Genomic DNA, 17,460 nt, shown 5'->3' with positions numbered 1-17,460 from the left:
CGGTCAGCGTAGTCACCCCCGGCCGGCTGGACCGGGCGCATCCGCGCGCTATGCTGCCGGCAGGTCACGAGCGCCAGCGTCAAGCCCCGGCTTGCTGGCCGGCAACCCTCGTCGAGGTTCGCGGTGGGGTGCCCCGGGTGATGACCGGGCCCGGCCCGATCCGCGTGCCGGGCAAGCGCGGACCCCGCCCGGTGTGCCCACCCGGGGTCCCCGGACCCGGAGGTCGGCCGATGACCGTCACCCTCGTACCCCCGCCCGCGCCGCACCCGACGCGGACCGCGCCGCCGCCCGCGGCCGCCGGGCCGCTCGACGTGCTCGGCGTGCCGGGCCAGGTCAACCTGGACTACGCGGCCACCGCGCCGTGCGCGCGGGCCGCCGCCGACGCGGTGGCCGAACTGCTCCCCTGGTACGCCAGCGTGCACCGCGGCGCGGGGGCGCTGTCACGGCGCTGCACCCTCGCCTACGAGCGTGCCCGGCAGACCGTCGGCGACTTCTTCGGCGCCCGCGCCGGCGACCACGTGCTCTTCACCCGCAACACCACGGATGCGCTGAACCTGCTGGCCCGGGTGCTGCCCGCCGGCACCACGGTGGTGACCTTCGGCGGGGAGCACCACGCGAACCTGCTGCCCTGGCCGCGCGGATCGGTCCGGCTGCCGGTGCCGCGGGACCCGGCCGAGGCGGTCCGGGCGCTGGACGCCGCCCTCGCCGAGCTGCGTCGGCCGGGCGCGGGGGGCGGCCCCGGCGCCGACCACCGCCCGCCCGTGCTCGTCGCGGTGACCGGGGCGAGCAACGTGACCGGCGAGCGCTGGCCGGTGGCGGAGCTGGCCCGGGTGGCCCGGCGACACGGAGCCCGGATCGCCGTGGACGCCGCGCAGCTCGCGCCGCACGCGCCGGTGGACGTCGCCGCCCTCGACGTCGACTACCTCGCGGTCTCCGGCCACAAGCTGTACGCGCCGTTCGGCGCGGGGGTGCTCGTCGGGCGGGCGGACTGGCTGGACGCCGCGCCGCCGTACCTGGCCGGCGGGGGCGCCACCGGCCACGTCGGCGCGGCCACCCACGACGTACGGTGGGCGACCGGACCGGCCCGGCACGAGGCGGGCACGCCGAATCTGCTCGGCGCGGTCGCCCTCGCGGCGGTCTGCGACGCCCTGGCCGGGGCCGACCGGGCGGCGCTGCACGACGCCGAGCAGGCCCTGCTGGCCCGGCTGCGCCGCGGCCTGGCTGCCCTGCCGCACGTGGTGGAGCTGCGCACCTTCGGGCCGGACGCGCCGCGGGTGGGCATCGTGTCGTTCGTGGTGGCCGGCCGGGACTCGGCGGACGTGGCGGCGGATCTGGCCGGCAACCACGACATCGGGGTGCGCGACGGCCTCTTCTGCGCCCACCCGCTGGCCCGGCGACTGCTCGCCGAGGCGGCGGCGCGCAGCGGCCGGCGGGACCTGCCGCCGACCGCCCTGCGCGCGAGCGTCGGCCTGGGCAGCACGGCGGAACACGTGGACCGGCTGCTCGCCGCCCTCGCCGCGGCGGCCTGAACGACCGCCGCCGCACGGCTGACCCGCGGGCCGACGGGTCAGCCGACCGGCGGGGCGGTGGGCGGCTTCGGGGCGGCGGCCGGCTCGGCCTGGCCGCTCGGGGTCTCCTGGTCGCCGAAGGACTCCCGGACCAGGCGGTTCGCCTCCTCCTGGCTGATTCCGGAGGCCACCAGCAGGTCGCTGGCCGTGGTGCGCACCTGCGCGATCACCACGCTGCCGGAGAAGCCCACCCCGGCGGCGTACGCCCGGCCGGCCTCGCTGACCGCGCGCAGCGCCCGCTCCCGTGCCTTCTCCGGTTCCTCGCCGACGGCGAACTCGTGCTTGAGCAGGCGTACCGACTCGGCGAGGTGGGCCGCCGCATCCGGCATCGGCTCCGGCACGGGCTCCTCGTCCTCGATCAGGGTGACCGCGCGCCGGATCAGCGTGCCGGCGTTGCGCATCGCCCGGTCGATCGGGTCGGCGGCCTCGGCGTAGTGGGTGAGTTCGTCCCGCCGGTGCCACCGGGCCGGCGAGAGGACGGCGGTCTCCTTCGCCCCCTCGATCGCCTCGGTGAAGGTGGACAGCTCCTCCTGGTTGTTGCGCAGCCGGTCCAGGGCTTGTTGGGCCTTGTCCCGGTCCCGTTGGCGGAGGGCGTCGGCGGTGCCGTCGAGCTGGGCGGCGAGCAGGTCGAGCGCCGGCCGGGCGGCCCGGTTGATCACCCGGAGCGGATTGAGCGGCAGCAGGACCGAGGTGACCAGCAACGCGATCCCGCCGCCGACGAACGCGTCGACGAACCGGGGGATCTCCAGGTTCGCGGTCTTCGGGCTCAGCGTGACGATCAGCACGGCCGTGGCCGCCGCCTGGATGACGATGGACACGCTGGCGCCGGCGAAGATGGTCAGCACGATCGACCCGGTCACCACGAGGCCGAGCTGCCACGCCCCGGTGCCGACCAGGTAGATGAGGAAGTCGCCCACGGCGACCCCGATCGCCACCCCTACGATCAGCTCCACCGTGCGGCGGAGCCGCTGCCCGACCGAGGCGGCGAGGGTGCCGACCGCGGAGATCGGCGCGAACACCGGCTCCGGGTTGCCCAGCAGATTGTGCGCCGCCCACCAGGACAGGCCGGCGGCGAGGCCGGCCTGCACGGCCAGGCCCCACGCCATCCGCACCCGGTGCAGCCGGTCGTGCAGGGTCGCCCTGCCGTGGTGCCGCAGCTTCTCCATCGCGTCGGCGATGCGGGCCGCGTCGATGTCCGTTCCGCCGTCGCGGCGGACGGCGCGCCGCACCAGCGAGAGTCGACGGTCCCGGGCCACGGCCATGGCGGGGACTACCCGTACCGGGGCGGGTGAATCCTCCGGGTCGGCGGCGGTGCGGCAGACTCGGCCACATGGCCGACCTTCTCGACCGGTGGCGGGCGGCGGCCCGGGGCGCCGGGGCGACCGACCCGGCGCAGCGGGACCGTGCCGGGGCGGAGCTGCTGGGGCGCTGGCGGGAACCGCACCGGCACCACCACACGGTCGCCCATCTGACCGTCGTCCTCGACGTGGTCGACGCGCACGCGTCGTCCGCCGTGCGGCCGGACCTGGTGCGCCTCGCGGCCTGGTGCCACGACGCGGTCTACGACCCGCGCGCCGAGGGCGACGCCAACGAGCGGGACAGCGCGGCGCTCGCCGACGCCCTGCTCACCCGGTCGGGGCTGCCGGCCGACGCCGTGGCCGAGGTCCGCCGGCTGGTCCTGCTCACCGCCGGGCACGCCGTCGACCCGGCCGACGCCGACGGCGCGCTGCTCTGCGACGCCGACCTCGCCGTCCTGGCCGCGCCGCCCGAGGCGTACGACCACTACGCCGCCGCGATCCGCCGGGAGTACGTGCACGTGCCCGACCCGGCCTTCCGGGCCGGCCGCGCCCGGGTGCTCGCCGGGCTGCTCGCCCTGCCGGCCCTGTTCCGGCTGCCGCCGCTGGCCACCCGCTGGGAAGCCCGGGCCCGCGCCAACCTCACCCGCGAACTGGCCACCCTCCACTGACTCCCGCCCCCCGCCCCGGCTTCCGCGATCTTGCCGGTTCGGCCCTGGCGGAAGCCGTGAGTCACCGCGTGGGGAGGGCCGGAACGGCAAGATCGCCGGAGGGGCGGGCGGCGGGGGTGCGGGGGCGGGCCAGGTGCTTCGGTCGGCGCAGGCCGGCCTGCCGGAGCAGGCGCACGAGTTCCCGGCTCGGCACCACCCGGGCGCCCAGCCAGACCGCCGCGGCGAACCGCTCGGCGGGAATGTCGTAGTGGTCCCGGTCGAAACCCCGGCGGGGCACCCCCAGCGCCTCGGCGAAGGCGTGCACCTCGGCGTGGGAGACGTCGCTGATCAGGTGGGACCAGAGCCGCCCCCGCGACGGCCAGGCGGGCCGGTCCAGGTAGAGCATGCCGGCCAAGGTACCCGGTGCGAGGGCCGGTTGTCGGTCGCGCGCGGCCGACCGTAGCCTCGGCGGCATGGCCGGACCCCCTCTCCTCGACGACCTGCGGGCGGCGCTCGGCGACGACGCCGTGCTGACCGACCCGGACCTGCTCCGGATGCACGAGCGGGACGAGGCGGACCTCTGCGCCGCCGGCACGCCCCTGGTGGTCGTCCGTCCCCGCGACACCGCCCAGGTCTCCGCCGTGCTGCGGGCGGCCGCCCGGCACGGCGTGCCGGTGGTGCCGCAGGGGGCGCGGACCGGGCTGGCCGGCGCGGCCAACGCGGTCGACGGCGCGGTGGTGCTCAGCACGGTCGCGATGGACGCCATCCTGGAGATCGACCCGGTGAGCCGGATCGCCGTGGTGCAGCCCGGCGTGGTCAACGCGACGCTCGCCGCCGCGGTGGCGAAGCAGGGGCTGTGGTACCCGCCCGACCCCGGCTCGTGGGAGTCCTCCACCATCGGCGGCAACGTCGCCACCAACGCGGGCGGCATGTGCTGCGTCAAGTACGGCGTCACCACCGAGTACGTCCTCGGCCTGGAGGTGGTGCTCGCCTCCGGCGAGGTGCTGCGCACCGGCCGGCGCACGGCCAAGGGCGTCGCCGGGTACGACCTCACCCGGCTCTTCGTCGGCTCCGAGGGCACCCTGGGCGTGATCACCGAGGTGACCGTCGCGCTGCGTCCCGCCCCGGCGGAGTCGCTGACCATGGTGGCGGTCTTCCCGTCCACCGCCGCGGCCGGCGCGGCCGTCGCCGAGATCGCCGCCCGGGGCCTCTCCCCCAGCCTGCTGGAGCTGCTGGACCAGACCCACCTGCGGGCGATCGAGGCGTACCGGCCGATGGGTCTGCGGACGGACGCGCAGGCGCTGCTGCTGGCCGCCGCCGACACCGGCGCCCGGGCGGCCGACGACCTGGCCGGGCTGGCCGCGGTCTGCGAGGCGGCCGGCGCCGACGAGGTCTACGCGGCCACCGACGCCGTGGAGGCGGCCGCCCTGTTGCAGGCCCGCCGGCTCGCGCACCCGGCCATGGAGAAGTTCGCCGCGGACGCCTACCCGGGCGGCAACGGCGGCCTGGTCATCGACGACGTGGCGGTGCCCCGGGGCGCGCTGGCGGCGCTGCTGGACGGGGTGGCCCGGATCGCGGCGGAGTGCGACGTGCCGATCGGCGTCGTCGGTCACGCCGGCGACGGCAACATGCACCCGAACATCGTGGTGGACCGGGCCGACCCGGCGAGCCTGGAACGCGGCCGGCGCGCCTTCGACGAGATCATGCGACTCGGCCTGGAGCTGGGCGGCACCTGCACCGGCGAGCACGGCGTGGGCCTGCTCAAGCGGGACTGGCTGGCCCGCGAGATCGGCCCGGTGGGCGTCGCCGTGCATCAGGCGATCAAGGCCGCGCTCGACCCGACCGGCCTGCTCAACCCCGGCAAGGTCCTCTGACCGGCCCCGGCCGGGGGCGCCGACGGGGCGACGCGCGGCGGGAGCCCCGCAGGGGTGGCGGGGCGCCGCGCGGGGCGGCGGGACACCGCAGGCGCGGCGGAGCGGGGCGGCGCGGGGTCAGTCGGCGGTCGGCCGTCGAAGGTAGCGGTGGGGGATCGGTCAGCGGGACGACGACGGTAGCTCGACGGGATCGTCGTCCGAGCCACGGTCGGCCGCGAAGCCCCGGACGTCGGGCGCGCCGAGCCGGGCGGCGTCCGCCGTGGCGTCGTCGGGCATCAGCTGGGACTGGCGTTCCGCCTCCACCCTGGCCCGGTAGTGCTCCACCTCGCGGGCCCGGGTGGCCTCGTCCCAACCGAGCACCGCGCCCATCAGTTCGGCGGCGTGCCCGGCCGACTCCAGGCCGCGGTGCGCGGTCTCGAAGGAGATCCGGGTCCGCCGGGTGAGCACGTCCTCCAGGTGCAGCGCCCCCTCCGCCCGGGCCGCGTACGTCACCTCGGCCGCGAGGTATTCCGGGGCACCGGCCAGCGGGGAGGCGAGCAGCGGGTCGGCGTCGACCAGCGCGAGCAGGTCCAGGGTGAGGGTGCCGTAGCGCTCCAGCAGGTGCTCGACCACCCCGACCGGCATCCCGTGCCGGCGGGCCAGGTCCGCCCGGCCCCGCCACATCGCCGGGTAGCCGTCCGCGCCCAGCAGCGGCAGGTCGGCGGTACGCGAGGGGCGTACGGCGCCGAGCCGGTGGGCGGCCCGGTCGACCACGTCCGAGGCCATCACCCGGTACGTCGTGTACTTGCCGCCGGCGACCAGCAGCAGCCCGAGCATCGGCTCGAAGACGGCGTGCTCGCGGGACAGTTTCGAGGTGGAGTCGGCCTCGCCGGCCAGCAGCGGCCGCAGCCCGGCGTAGACGCCCTCGATGTCGGCCGTGGTGAGCGGCCGGTCCAGCACGGTGTTGACCTGCTCCAGCAGGTATTCGATGTCCCGGGCGGAGGCGGCCGGGTGGGACCGGTCGAGCCGCCAGTCGGTGTCGGTGGTGCCGATGATCCAGTGCCCGCCCCACGGGATGACGAAGAGCACGCTGGTCGCCGTACGCAGGATCAGCCCCGCCTCGCCGGTGATCGCCGAGCGGGGCACCACCAGGTGCACGCCCTTGGAGGCCCGGACGCGGATGCCGGGGCGCAGCCCGACGTCGTTCAGCATCCGGGACATGTCGTCGCTCCACACGCCGGTGGCGGCGATGACGGTGCGGGCGCGCACCTCGAACTCGGCGTCCGGGGAGCCGGCCGGCGCCTCCAGGTCGCGGACCCGGACGCCGGTGACCTCGCGGGCCTGCCGGATCAGCCCGACCGCCCGGGCGCTGGGCACCACGGTCGCGCCGAGGCTGGCCGCGGTGCGGGCCAGGGTCACCACCAGCCGGGCGTCGTCGACCTGCCCGTCGTAGTAGCGGATCGCGCCGGCCAGCGCGTCGGGCCGCAGGCTGGGGAAGACCCGGCGGGCACCCTCGCGGGTCAGGTGGCGGTGCAGCGGCATGCCCCGGCCGCCGCCGAAGATCCCGGCGAAGGCGTCGTACGCCGCCACTCCGGCGCCGTAGTAGGAGCGGCGGAACAGCCGGCCGGGCAGGTCGCGCGCGCCGCGCCCGCCGGGCAGCGGGACCAGGATGGGCACCGGCCGCACCAGGTGCGGGGCGAGCCGGGTGGCGAGCAGGCCGCGTTCGGTGAGCGCCTCGTGCACCAGGTGGAACTCCAGTTGCTCCAGGTAGCGCAGGCCGCCGTGGATCAGCTTGCTGGAACGGCTGGAGGTGCCGGCGGCGTAGTCGCGCGCCTCCACCAGGGCCACCTTCAGCCCGCGCGAGGCCGCGTCGAGGGCGGCGCCCGCCCCGGTCACCCCACCGCCGATGACCAGCACGTCGAAGCGCTCGGCCCGCAGGCGGCGCAGGTCGGTGGCCCGGCGCTCCGGGGAGAGCTGGCTGGCCTCGGTTCGGGAGACGTTGGGGTCGCGCACCCGTCCACGGTAACCGTCACGGCCACACCGGCGGCACACACCGTCCGCGCCGTACTGTCTGAGGAATGGAGATCGGCCCCCCGTTCCCCGCTGGTCAGCCCGCCCCGCTCCCGCCGGCCGCGCCCGCCCGGTCGAGTCCGTGGCCGGTGGTGGCGGCGGTGGTCGCCGGCTGCTGGACGGTCGGGTTCGTGGTGGTCGGCCAGCTCGGCGGGTGGCTGGCCGACCAGATCATGCTGGCCTCCGGGCTGGACCGCGTGGTGTGGCTCTGGCCGGCGACGGTGCTGTTCACCGTGCTGCTGGTCGGCGCGCCCGCGCTGTCGCTCGCCCTGCTGCCCCGCTCGGCGGCGGTCCGCGCCACCGGCCGGGCCTGGCTGGCCGCGGCACTCGGGCTCGGCGCGCTGGGGCTGCTCCGGGCGCTCCCGCCGGTGCACCACGAGGCGTACCTCGCGGCGCTCGCCGCCACGGCCGCCCTGGCCGCCCTCGTCCTGCGGGCGCTCGCCCGGCGCGCCGCCGCCCCGCGCCGGCCCTCCGCCCCGACCGCCACCCTGCTCGGGGTGGCCGGCGGGCTGGCGCTGCTGCTGCCGTGGGTCTGGCTGGGGGCGCTCGGCGGGCTACTGGAGACGGTGCTCGCCGGGCTCGCCGCCGCCGCCCTGGGCGCGCTGGCCGGGGCGCTGCTGGACGACGCCTTCTGGTCCCGCTTCGCCGTCGGCGAGCCGCCCCGGCCGGCCCGGCTGGTGCTGGTCGGCGGGCTGGTCGCCGGGGTCGCGCTGCTCGTCCTCGCCGCCGGGGTCGGGCAGTCCGGGGCCCAACTGCCCCTGCTGCTGACCCTGCCGCCGGCCGGCTTCGCGCTGGCCGCCCTGCACGCGGCGGCCCGCCGCCCGGCCGCCGCCACCCCGGCCGCGCCGCCGGGCACGGTGCCGGCCGGCCCGCCGGACACCGCCCCCGCCGACCCGTCGGGCGCCGCCGGGGACGGGCCGGGCGGGCGGGCCGGCGCGGCCGGGGTCCGCGCCGCCACCCGCTGGCTGGTCGGTCTCGCCGTGTTCGGCCCGCTGGCCTTCACCGATCCCGAGGAGATCACCCTCGTCCTGACCACCACCCGAGACGTGCCGTTCTGGGTGGCGGCCGCCGCCGGCGCCGGGCTCGCCGTCGCGGCCGTGCTCGCCGTGGCGTACGGCGTGCTGCTGGCCCGGCCCCGCAACCGGCGGCCGAGCCGGCGGGTGGCCGGGGTGACCGCCGCGGCCCTGCTGGTCGCGGTCGGCGCGGTGGCCGTCGGCGCGGGCCAGCCCGGCCTGCACGGCGAGCGGCTGTTCGTGGTGCTGCGCGAGCAGGCCGACCTGGACGGGGTGCCGGCGACGGCCGGGCGGGCCGGCCGGGACGCGCGGGCCGGCGAGGTCTACCGGCGGCTGGTCGACACCGCCGAGCGGACCCAGGCCGACCTGCGCCGGGACCTGCGCCGGCTGCGGCTGGACCACACCCCCTACTACCTGGTCAACGCGGTCGAGGTGGACGGCGGGCCGGCGGTGCGGGCCTGGCTGTCCCGCCGGCCGGAGGTGGCCCGGGTGCTGGTCAGCCAGCGGGTGCGGCCGCTGCCCGCGCCGGCCGGCCGCAGTCGGGGCACCGCGCCCGCGCCGGCCGGCCCGGAGTGGAACGTCCGGATGCTCGGCGCGGACCGCGTCTGGTCGCAGCTCGGGGTGGACGGCACCGGGATCGTGGTGGGCAGCTCCGACTCCGGGGTGGACGGCGGGCACCCGGCGCTGGCCGCCGGCTTCCGGGGCGGCGACGACTCCTGGTACGACCCGTGGGACGGCACCCGCTCCCCGATCGACCAGGGCGGGCACGGCACGCACACCGTGGGCAGCGCGGTGGGCCGAGGGGGGATCGGGGTGGCCCCGGGCGCACAGTGGGTGGGCTGCGTCAACCTGGACCGCAACCTGGGCAATCCCGGGTACTACCTGGACTGCCTCCAGTTCATGCTGGCGCCCTTCCCGCCCGGCGGGAACCCGTTCACGGACGGGCGCCCGGCGCGCGCCCCGGAGATCCTCACCAACTCGTGGGGCTGCCCGCCGATCGAGGGCTGCGACCCGCGCGCACTCCGGCCGGCCACCGCCGCCCTGGAGGCCGCCGGCATCCTGGTCGTCGCCGCCGCCGGCAACACCGGCCCGTACTGCGGCTCGATCGACGACCCGCCCGCGCCGTACGCGGACGTGCTGACCGTCGGCGCGGTGGACCAGCGGCGCCGGGTCACCGACTTCTCGTCCCGCGGACCGGTGCCGGGGGCGGCGAAGCCGGACCTGGTCGCCCCCGGCAAGGAGGTGCTGTCGGCGATGCCCGGCGGCGGGTACGCCACCATGAGCGGCACCTCGATGGCGACCCCGCAGGTGGCCGGCGTCGTGGCGCTGATGTGGTCGGCCAACCCGGCGCTGGTGGGCGACCTGCCGCGCACCCGGCAGATCCTGCGGGACACGGCGACCCCGGCGACGTACGCCTCCCGGACGGAGACCTGCGGCGGCGACGCGAACATCACCGGCGCCGGCCTGGTCGACGCGTACGCGGCGGTGCGGGCGGCCCGCGGGTGAGCGGCCCTTGCCCTCCCCCGCACCCCGTGCTCTAGGGTCGGCGACCATGGATGCGGAGATCGTCGAGCTGACCGCCGACCGGGCGCCCGCCGTGGTGGAGCTGTGCCGCCGGGCGCTGGACCTGCCCGAGGACGCCGCCGAGGCGCCGGCCCTCGTGGCCGCGCTCTGGGCCCGGGCGGCCACCGACCGGCCGGTCGTCGCGCTGGGCGCGTACCGGGGGGCGGAGCTGGTCGGGGCGCTGGTCTGCTCCCTGTCGGGGCGGGACGCCGGGCTCGGGCACGTGGACCTCGTGGCGGTGCACCCCGACCACCGGCGCCGGGGCGTCGGGCGGGCGCTGCTGTCGTCCGCCGAGCGGACCCTGGCCGGTCTCGGCGCGGCCGAGGTGCTGCTGGCGGGCAACCCGCCGTACTACGCCTGGCCCGGGATCGACGTGCGCTACACCCCGGCGGTCTGCGCCGCGCTGGCGCTCGGCTACCGGCAGGACCGGACGGCGTGGAACATGACCGCCGACCTGTCGTACGACGACTCCCCCGCGTTGCGCTCCACGGCGGCGGCGGAGGCACGGCTGGCCGGCCGGGGCGTCTCGGTCCGCCGCGCCGAGCCGGCCGACCTGCCGGCGCTGGCGGAGTTCGCCCGCGCCACGTTCGGCGGCGCCTGGGACGCGGAGCTGGCCGGCTCGGTGGGCCGGGAGGGGGCGGGCTGCCACCTGGCCGAGCGCGACGGCGAGGTGCTCGGCTTCGCCGCGTACGGGTCGTCCCGGCCGAGCTGGTTCGGGCCGATGGGCACCGCCCCGGCGGCGGAGGGCTCGGGGATCGGCGGGGTGCTGCTGCGCCGCTGCCTGCGCGACCAGCGGGCGGCGGGCGTGACGGCGGCGCAGATCGGCTGGGTGGGGCCGGTGCCGTTCTATTCGGGCAGCGCGGGCGCCCGGATCGAGCGGGTCTTCTTCCTGTACCGCAGGACGCTCGGGGAGTGACAGATGGGGGCGAAGGGGATATAGACGTCGATAACCCCATTCGCCCCCATCTTTGATCGACGCCCCCTACCGTTTCGGTAGAGGAGGCAGCCATGACCACGGACGACGAACGCCCCGGCCCGTTGCCGTTCGACCGGCTCGACTACGGCGACGCCGAGCAGCAGGCGGAGATGAGCGGCGCCGACGAGCCGACCGACGAGCCGGTGACGCTGGTCGACGAGCCGGTCCAGATCCCGCAGCCGTACGGCCGGGCGCAGAAGAGACGCAACCAACGGCCACTGCCGACCTGACGGCGGAAGGGGCGGACCGCTGACGCGGCCCGCCCCTTCCGGCGTACGTGGAGCTGGACTCAGAAGTCCATGTCCCCGCCACCCGGACCAGCCGGGGCGGCCGGGGCCTTCTCCGGCTTGTCCGCCACGACGGCCTCGGTGGTGAGGAAGAGCGCCGCGATCGACGAGGCGTTCTGCAGCGCCGAACGGGTCACCTTGGCCGGGTCGATGATGCCCGCGGCCAGCAGGTCGACGTACTCGCCGTTGGCGGCGTTGAGGCCGTGACCCGGCTCGATGTTGCGGACGTGCTCGACGACCACGCCGCCCTCGAGGCCGGCGTTGACGGCGATCTGCCGCAGCGGGGCGTCCAGCGCGATCTTGACGATCTGCGCGCCGGTCGCCTCGTCGCCGGTCAGGTCCAGCTTGTCGAAGGCGGTCTTGCCGGCCTGCACCAGCGCGACGCCACCACCCGGGACGATGCCCTCCTCGACGGCGGCCTTCGCGTTGCGGACGGCGTCCTCGATACGGTGCTTGCGCTCCTTCAGCTCGACCTCGGTGGCCGCGCCGACCTTGATCACCGCGACGCCGCCGGCCAGCTTGGCCAGCCGCTCCTGCAGCTTCTCGCGGTCGTAGTCGGAGTCGCTCTTGTCGATCTCGGCCCGGATCTGGTTGACCCGGCCCTGGATCTGCTCGGCGTCGCCGGCACCGTCGACGATGGTGGTCTCGTCCTTGGTCACCACGACCTTGCGGGCGCGGCCCAGCATGTCGAGGCCGACGGCGTCCAGCTTGAGGCCGACCTCCTCGCTGATGACCTGGCCACCGGTGAGGATGGCGATGTCGGCCAGCATGGCCTTGCGGCGGTCACCGAAGCCCGGCGCCTTGACGGCGACCGACTTGAAGGTGCCCCGGACCTTGTTGACGACCAGGGTGGCCAGGGCCTCGCCCTCGATGTCCTCGGCGATGATCAGCAGCGGCTTGCCCGACTGCATGACCTTCTCGAGGATCGGGAGCAGGTCCTTGACCGACGAGATCTTGCTGTTGACGATCAGGAGGTAGGGGTCGTCGAAGACGGCCTCCATGCGCTCCGGGTCGGTCATGAAGTAGGCCGAGATGTAGCCCTTGTCGAAGCGCATACCCTCGGTGAGCTCCAGCTCCAGGCCGAAGGTGTTGCTCTCCTCGACGGTGATGACGCCTTCCTTGCCGACCTTGTCCATCGCCTCGGCGATGATCTCGCCGACGGTGCTGTCACCGGCGGAGATGGAGGCGGTGGAGGCGATCTGCTCCTTGGTCTCGACGTCCTTGGCGAGCTTGGACAGCTCCTCCGAGACGCTGGCCACGGCAGCCTCGATGCCCCGCTTCAGGGCCATCGGGTTGGCACCGGCGGCCACGTTGCGCAGACCCTCGCGGACGAGGGCCTGGGCCAGGACGGTCGCCGTCGTCGTGCCGTCACCGGCCACGTCGTCGGTCTTCTTGGCGACCTCCTTGACCAGCTCGGCGCCGATCTTCTCGTAGGGGTCCTCGAGCTCGATCTCCTTGGCGATGCTCACACCATCGTTGGTGATGGTGGGGGCACCCCACTTCTTCTCGAGCACGACGTTGCGGCCCTTGGGGCCGAGGGTCACCTTCACGGCGTCGGCGAGCTGGTTCATGCCCCGCTCGAGGCCCCGGCGCGCCTCTTCGTCGAACGCGATCATCTTGGCCATACGGCGTTGTCCTCCTGGACACTCACGGGCCACCCGGAGGTTGTGTCCCGGATGGGCCGCCTGGTGTACGCACCTTGGGGACGTCGCCACCTGGCGACGACGACGTCTCCTCGGCCGGGCCGGATAGCCCGCGACGACCGGCCATGTGCCGCACCGGCGTGTGGACGCCCGTGCGGCCGTGGCCCTACCGCCCCGACCATTGGCACTCACGGTATGCGAGTGCCAATGACTTGTTTAGCACTCTCCCCTGCCGAGTGCAAGCACACCCGCCCCGCTCAGCCGAGTTCACCGGCCAGCCGTGTGCTGTCCACCGGCCCCTCGTGGGCGCGCTGCTCGGCGTACGTGGCGACCAGGCCGACCAGCTGGGCGAGGTGGGCGGGCAGGCCCAGCACGCCGCCGAGCACCGCCACCGCGATCGCGCCCACCGCCGTGCCCGGCGACTCCAGCGGGGTGACGCCGAACGGCAGCGAGCCGATACCCTCCACCAGGCCGGCCGCCCCGCCCCCGACGATCACCGCCGCCGCGACGAGCGCCACCCGGCCGAGCAGCAGGCCCAGCCGGTCGTGGAACATCCGGTACGAGCGGCCGATCGGGTGCTGCCGCTCGAAGAGGTAGACCGGGCCGGCCATGCTCAGCGCGAAGGCGAAGTAGATGCCGGGGATGACGCAGAAGCACACCCCGAGCCCGATGATCACGCTCATCAGCAGGGTCCAGCCCCAGAGGCCCGGCGCCCGGCGCAGGCCGTAGCCCAGCGCGGCGCCGACGGTCACCGGCTGGCCGGCCGCCTGCCGGGCGACCACCCAGGTGCCGGCGGCCCAGCCGAGGCTCTGCACCAGGCCGAAGAGCAGGGCCCCGCCGATCAGCACGGCCATCATGGTGCCCAGGTCGGCCAGGAAGGTGTCGGGCAGCGCGGCCGGGTCGTCGGCCATCGACTCGTTCCACCGGGCCGACGGGTCGACCACCAGCGCGAGCACCGACAGCACCACGGCCGGCAGCACCTGGGTGAGCAGCAGGATCGGCAGCAGCGGCTTCCAGCCCCGGCGCACCGCGCCGACGCACCGGTCGAACCAGCCGCTCACGCCTCCGCCCGGCGGGGTGACCAGCGGGTCGGCCGGGTCGAGGCCGTGGCCGGGCGGGTACCACCCGTGGACCGGCTGCCCCGGGTACACGACCGGCGCGCCCGGATACCACGGCTGCCCGCCGTACGGGCCGGAGCCGGCCGGGAACCCGCCGGTGGGCGGGAAGACCCACCCCTGCGGCTGCGGCGCGCTCGCACCGCCGGCCGTGGCGGGGTCCGGATCCCCCGACGGAGGCGTGGCCTGGGGTGGCTGGTCGGACATGAACCCTCCTCAGCGACGGCTGAACCGGCTCACGATCTTCCCTGCCTGGCGACCGTAACCGCAGTCCGGGGTGCCACGCCACGAACCACGAACCACGACCACGAACCAGGCCCACGAACCACGACCACGGCCCGCCCCGGCCAGGGTTCCGCCCAACGATGCCGCGGGTCACACCCCGGAACCGGCCCCACCGGTGCCGCTGCCCGGCCCCTGTCGAGCTGCCCTCACAGATGGGGCACGCCATGCCTCGCAGGCGGCCGAGCCGGATGCGAGGCATGCTCCTACAGAGACGGGGTGGTCCTACAGACGGGGCAGCTCGACAGCGCCCACCACACGCCACCATCCCGCCCGCCGAACCCAGGTGTCGAAGCGGGTCACCCGACCGGCTCACCCGCCGGAGCGGCCCGCAGGCGCGCCGAGCACACAGATCGACGGATGTCGTTGGAGCCGCCGCGCGGGGCGGTCGGCGGCGGAAGGGCCCGGTCTGTGGCGGACGGGGTCAGGCGATGACGCGTACGCGCTCGGCCTGGGGCCCCTTCTGGCCCTGGGCGATCTCGAACTCCACCCGCTGGCCGTCGTCCAGCGCCTTGTAGCCGTCCATCTCGATCGCGGAGAAGTGGACGAAGACGTCCTGCCCGCCGTCGACGGCGATGAAGCCGTAGCCCTTTTCGGCGTTGAACCACTTAACGGTGCCCTGTGCCACGGTCCACTTCCTCACTCTGCACGGCGTTCCACAACCCGGAGACCGGCGGACCGGCACCGGAGGACCACCGAACCGCGGTCGGGGAGGCCGCTGAAATCGGTGACCGAAATCGCACGCTACACGAGGCGTGACGACGGCGCACGACCCCAAATCGGGCATATTCCGATCGAGGGGCATCGTCATCCGTCGCTGTGGTAGGCATTCGGCATGACGAGGACGCCGGACGGGCCGGGGCGGGGGTCGGCGGGCACCCGGCGCGCGGAGATCCGGCGGGTCCGGCCCGAGGACGCCGCCCGGATGCGGGCGCTGCGGCTGGAGATGCTCGCCGACGCGCCGCTGGCCTTCCTGGAGACCCTCGCCAACGCGGCGGCCCGGCCGCACGCCGACTACGCGGCCCGGATCGCGTACGTGTCGGCCGGCGCGGACACCGCGCAGTTCGTCGCGGACCCCGGCGGCCGGCTGGTCGGGCACGCCGGGGGCACGGTGACCCCGGAGGAGCCCGGGCTGACCGTCGTCTACGCCGTCTACGTCACCCCGTCCTGGCGCGGCACCGGCCTGCTCGGCGAGCTGGTCGAGGCGGTGGCCGCCTGGTCCCGGAAGTGCGGCCGGCCCGAGCTGATGCTGGAGGTGGTGGTCGGCAACGACCGGGCCTACCGCGCCTACCGGCGGCTGGGCTTCGTCGACACCGGCGTACGCGTGCCGCACCCCACCGTGCCGGCGCTCACCGAACTCCAGATGCGCCGCGCCGCCTGACACGGGAGGGTTTCCGGGGCAGCCCGCCCCGGAAACCCCAACCGCGACTCAGGCGTGCCGACGGGACTGCACGATGCGGAACCGGTTGGCCACGTAGGCGCCGTCGGTGAGCGCGGAGTTGGCCGCCGCGTTCGCGCCGCTGCCGTGGAAGTCGGAGAAGGCCGCCGACTGGTTCACGAAGACCCCGCCGGTCAGGTTGCAGGACAGGTGCACCCCGACCTCGATCGCCGCCGCCTCGGCCGCGTCGAGGACCGCCTCGTCGGTGGAGTAGACCGCCGCGGTGAGCGCGCCCTTCTCGCCGACCGTCGACCGCAGGATCTCCAGGCTGTGCGCCGTCGAGTCGGTCGCGATGGCGAACGAGATCGGCCCGAACCACTCCTTCGAGTAGGTCGCCGTGTCGTCGGCCGCCAGCTTGACCAGAGTCGGGGTGCGGACCACCGCGCCGGGGAAGGCCGGGTGCTCGACCGTACGCGACTCCAGCACCGTCTCGCCGACCTTGGTGACCTCGTCGAGGCGCTCCAGCACCCCGTCGTTGACGATCGCGCCGGTGAGTTCCACCCCGCGCGCCGGGTCGGCGGTGAGCTTGCCGATCGCGGCGGCGATCCCGCCGGCCACCTCGTCGAAGCTCTTGTGCCCCTGGTCGGTGGCGATCCCCCCGGCGGGGATGAGGACGTTCTGCGAGGTGGTGCACATCTGGCCGCTGTAGAGGGTCAGCGTGAAGCCGAGGTTGCGGCACATCCCGGCGAAGTCGTCGGTGGAGTCGACCACCACCGTGTTCAGGCCGGCCTTCTCGGTGTAGACCGCCGCCTGCCGGGCGTTGGCCTCCAGCCAGTCGCCGTACTCGGTGGAACCCGTGAAGTCGACGATCTTCACCGCCGGGTGCAGGGCCAGCGTGGAGGCGAGCTTCTCGCCGGGGGCCTCGGGGGCGAGCAGCACCAGGTTCGGGTCGAAGCCGGCCTCGGCGAGCACCTCCCGGGCGTACCGGGCGGTGATGGCCAGCGGCAGCACCGCGCGCGGGTGCGGCTTGACGACCACCGGGTTGCCGGTGACCAGCGAGGCGAACAGCCCCGGGTACGAGTTCCAGGTCGGGAAGGTGTTGCAGCCGATCACCAGCGCCACGCCGCGGGGCACCACGTGGAAGGTCTTGGTCATCCGCAGCGGGTCGCCCTTGCCGGCGGCCTTCTCCCAGCCCGCCGTCCCCGGGTGCCGGGTCATCTCCGCGTACGCGTAGGCGACCGCCTCCAGCGCGCGGTCCAGCGCGTGCGCGCCGCCGGCCTGGAAGGCCATCACGAACGCCTGGCCGCTGGTGAACTGCACCGCGTTGGCCAGCTCGAAGATGTGCTTGTGCAGCCGGTCGAGGATCTCCAGGCAGACGCCCACCCGGGTCTGCGGGCCGGCGTCACGCCAGCTCGGCAGGGCGGCGGAGGCGGCGGCGACCAGCTCGTCGGCCCCGGCGTGCGGGTAGCGGACGCCCAGCTCGACGCCGAACGGGCTGGTCTCGGTGGCGACCCGGTCGCCGGCGCCCGGCTGGTCGAGGGGGAAGTCGCCGCCGAGGTACGCCTCGAAGGCGGCCTTGCCGTCGGCGGCGGCGGTCTCGCCGTAGACCCGTGGGCTGGGCGACTCGGGGTAGGCGGACCAGTACCCGCGCTCCGTGATCGCGGTCAGCGCACGGGTCAGGGTGTCGGCGTGCCTGTCGTACAGGGGGTGCGGGGTCTCCGTCATGCCCGCCATCATGCAACAGGAAGCCCCAGGATCAGTAGGGCC

14 protein-coding genes and 1 riboswitch are annotated in these 17,460 nt (G+C 75.6%); of the genes, 7 read left to right on the top strand and 7 right to left on the bottom strand.

From position 1 onward, the window contains the following. Nucleotides 1–62: 62 nt before the first annotated feature. Nucleotides 63–184, top strand: a riboswitch (SAM riboswitch). A 46-nt stretch (nt 185–230) separates the two neighbouring features. Next, nucleotides 231–1,529 (top strand): aminotransferase class V-fold PLP-dependent enzyme, encoded by a 1,299-nt coding sequence (locus ABT006_RS15780; RefSeq protein ID WP_350706897.1) that lies wholly within the window; start codon nt 231–233, stop codon nt 1,527–1,529. Nucleotides 1,530–1,567: 38 nt separating this feature from the next. On the opposite strand, the gene ABT006_RS15775 is transcribed toward ABT006_RS15780, so the two are convergent. Further along, nucleotides 1,568–2,824, bottom strand: coding sequence for an FUSC family protein (locus ABT006_RS15775; protein ID WP_350707177.1), 1,257 nt, complete (start codon nt 2,822–2,824; stop codon nt 1,568–1,570). A 74-nt stretch (nt 2,825–2,898) separates the two neighbouring features. Between ABT006_RS15775 and ABT006_RS15770 the strand changes: the two genes are divergently transcribed. Beyond that, on the top strand, nt 2,899–3,534 hold the full coding sequence (locus tag ABT006_RS15770) for an HD domain-containing protein (RefSeq protein ID WP_350706896.1): 636 nt from the start codon (nt 2,899–2,901) through the stop codon (nt 3,532–3,534). A 61-nt stretch (nt 3,535–3,595) separates the two neighbouring features. On the opposite strand, the gene ABT006_RS15765 is transcribed toward ABT006_RS15770, so the two are convergent. Next, on the bottom strand, nt 3,596–3,919 hold the full coding sequence (locus ABT006_RS15765; RefSeq protein ID WP_350706894.1) for a DUF4031 domain-containing protein: 324 nt from the start codon (nt 3,917–3,919) through the stop codon (nt 3,596–3,598). A gap of 67 nt (nt 3,920–3,986) precedes the next feature. On the opposite strand from ABT006_RS15765, the gene ABT006_RS15760 reads away from it, so the two are divergent. Then, the gene (locus tag ABT006_RS15760; RefSeq protein ID WP_350706892.1) at nt 3,987–5,387 is read left to right on the top strand and encodes an FAD-binding oxidoreductase; all 1,401 of its coding nucleotides are present in this window, start codon (nt 3,987–3,989) and stop codon (nt 5,385–5,387) included. A 159-nt stretch (nt 5,388–5,546) separates the two neighbouring features. On the opposite strand, the gene ABT006_RS15755 is transcribed toward ABT006_RS15760, so the two are convergent. Then, complete coding sequence (locus ABT006_RS15755) at nt 5,547–7,379, bottom strand: glycerol-3-phosphate dehydrogenase/oxidase (RefSeq protein ID WP_350706890.1); 1,833 nt, start codon at nt 7,377–7,379, stop codon at nt 5,547–5,549. Nucleotides 7,380–7,444: 65 nt separating this feature from the next. Here ABT006_RS15755 and ABT006_RS15750 point away from each other — a divergent pair, with 65 nt between their 5' ends. The 3 genes from ABT006_RS15750 to ABT006_RS15740 all read left to right on the top strand — a co-directional run bounded on the left by ABT006_RS15750 (nt 7,445) and on the right by ABT006_RS15740 (nt 11,218). Beyond that, nucleotides 7,445–9,955 (top strand): S8 family serine peptidase, encoded by a 2,511-nt coding sequence (locus ABT006_RS15750; protein ID WP_350706888.1) that lies wholly within the window; start codon nt 7,445–7,447, stop codon nt 9,953–9,955. A gap of 46 nt (nt 9,956–10,001) precedes the next feature. Then, complete coding sequence (locus tag ABT006_RS15745) at nt 10,002–10,928, top strand: GNAT family N-acetyltransferase (protein WP_350706886.1); 927 nt, start codon at nt 10,002–10,004, stop codon at nt 10,926–10,928. A 92-nt stretch (nt 10,929–11,020) separates the two neighbouring features. Further along, complete coding sequence (locus ABT006_RS15740) at nt 11,021–11,218, top strand: hypothetical protein (RefSeq protein ID WP_350706884.1); 198 nt, start codon at nt 11,021–11,023, stop codon at nt 11,216–11,218. Between the two features lie 59 nt (nt 11,219–11,277). On the opposite strand, the gene groL is transcribed toward ABT006_RS15740, so the two are convergent. From groL to ABT006_RS15725, 3 genes are all read right to left on the bottom strand, one after another. Further along, the gene (groL, locus tag ABT006_RS15735; protein ID WP_350706882.1) at nt 11,278–12,900 is read right to left on the bottom strand and encodes a chaperonin GroEL; all 1,623 of its coding nucleotides are present in this window, start codon (nt 12,898–12,900) and stop codon (nt 11,278–11,280) included. A 275-nt stretch (nt 12,901–13,175) separates the two neighbouring features. Continuing rightward, nucleotides 13,176–14,240, bottom strand: coding sequence for a hypothetical protein (locus ABT006_RS15730; RefSeq protein WP_350706880.1), 1,065 nt, complete (start codon nt 14,238–14,240; stop codon nt 13,176–13,178). 499 nt (nt 14,241–14,739) lie between these two features. Then, nucleotides 14,740–14,943: a cold-shock protein gene (locus ABT006_RS15725; RefSeq protein ID WP_013288855.1), complete on the bottom strand. Its 204-nt coding sequence runs from the start codon at nt 14,941–14,943 to the stop codon at nt 14,740–14,742. A 207-nt stretch (nt 14,944–15,150) separates the two neighbouring features. Between ABT006_RS15725 and ABT006_RS15720 the strand changes: the two genes are divergently transcribed. After that, a complete protein-coding gene (locus ABT006_RS15720; protein WP_350706878.1) occupies nt 15,151–15,696 on the top strand; it encodes a GNAT family N-acetyltransferase in 546 nt (181 codons plus the stop codon). Nucleotides 15,697–15,744: 48 nt separating this feature from the next. Here ABT006_RS15720 and paaN read toward each other — a convergent pair whose 3' ends face one another. Continuing rightward, a complete protein-coding gene (gene paaN, locus ABT006_RS15715; protein WP_350706876.1) occupies nt 15,745–17,418 on the bottom strand; it encodes a phenylacetic acid degradation protein PaaN in 1,674 nt (557 codons plus the stop codon). Nucleotides 17,419–17,460 lie beyond the last annotated feature (42 nt).

The sequence above is a fragment of the Micromonospora sp. NPDC002717 genome (assembly GCF_040295705.1).
Lineage (GTDB): Bacteria > Actinomycetota > Actinomycetes > Mycobacteriales > Micromonosporaceae > Micromonospora.
The sequence above is the reverse complement of the archived record's forward strand: the minus strand, read 5'-3'. Positions and strand labels throughout refer to the sequence as shown.

Bases quoted from the DNA above. Each gene is read 5' to 3' on its own strand.
- ABT006_RS15745 (WP_350706886.1), top strand. From the start codon at position 10,002: ATGGATGCGGAGATCGTCGAGCTGACCGCCGACCGGGCGCCCGCCGTG.
- ABT006_RS15740 (WP_350706884.1), top strand. From the start codon at position 11,021: ATGACCACGGACGACGAACGCCCCGGCCCGTTGCCGTTCGACCGGCTC.
- paaN (WP_350706876.1), bottom strand. From the start codon at position 17,418: ATGACGGAGACCCCGCACCCCCTGTACGACAGGCACGCCGACACCCTG.
- ABT006_RS15765 (WP_350706894.1), bottom strand. From the start codon at position 3,919: ATGCTCTACCTGGACCGGCCCGCCTGGCCGTCGCGGGGGCGGCTCTGG.
- groL (WP_350706882.1), bottom strand. From the start codon at position 12,900: ATGGCCAAGATGATCGCGTTCGACGAAGAGGCGCGCCGGGGCCTCGAG.
- ABT006_RS15730 (WP_350706880.1), bottom strand. From the start codon at position 14,240: ATGTCCGACCAGCCACCCCAGGCCACGCCTCCGTCGGGGGATCCGGAC.
- ABT006_RS15780 (WP_350706897.1), top strand. From the start codon at position 231: ATGACCGTCACCCTCGTACCCCCGCCCGCGCCGCACCCGACGCGGACC.
- ABT006_RS15760 (WP_350706892.1), top strand. From the start codon at position 3,987: ATGGCCGGACCCCCTCTCCTCGACGACCTGCGGGCGGCGCTCGGCGAC.
- ABT006_RS15720 (WP_350706878.1), top strand. From the start codon at position 15,151: ATGACGAGGACGCCGGACGGGCCGGGGCGGGGGTCGGCGGGCACCCGG.
- ABT006_RS15750 (WP_350706888.1), top strand. From the start codon at position 7,445: ATGGAGATCGGCCCCCCGTTCCCCGCTGGTCAGCCCGCCCCGCTCCCG.
- ABT006_RS15770 (WP_350706896.1), top strand. From the start codon at position 2,899: ATGGCCGACCTTCTCGACCGGTGGCGGGCGGCGGCCCGGGGCGCCGGG.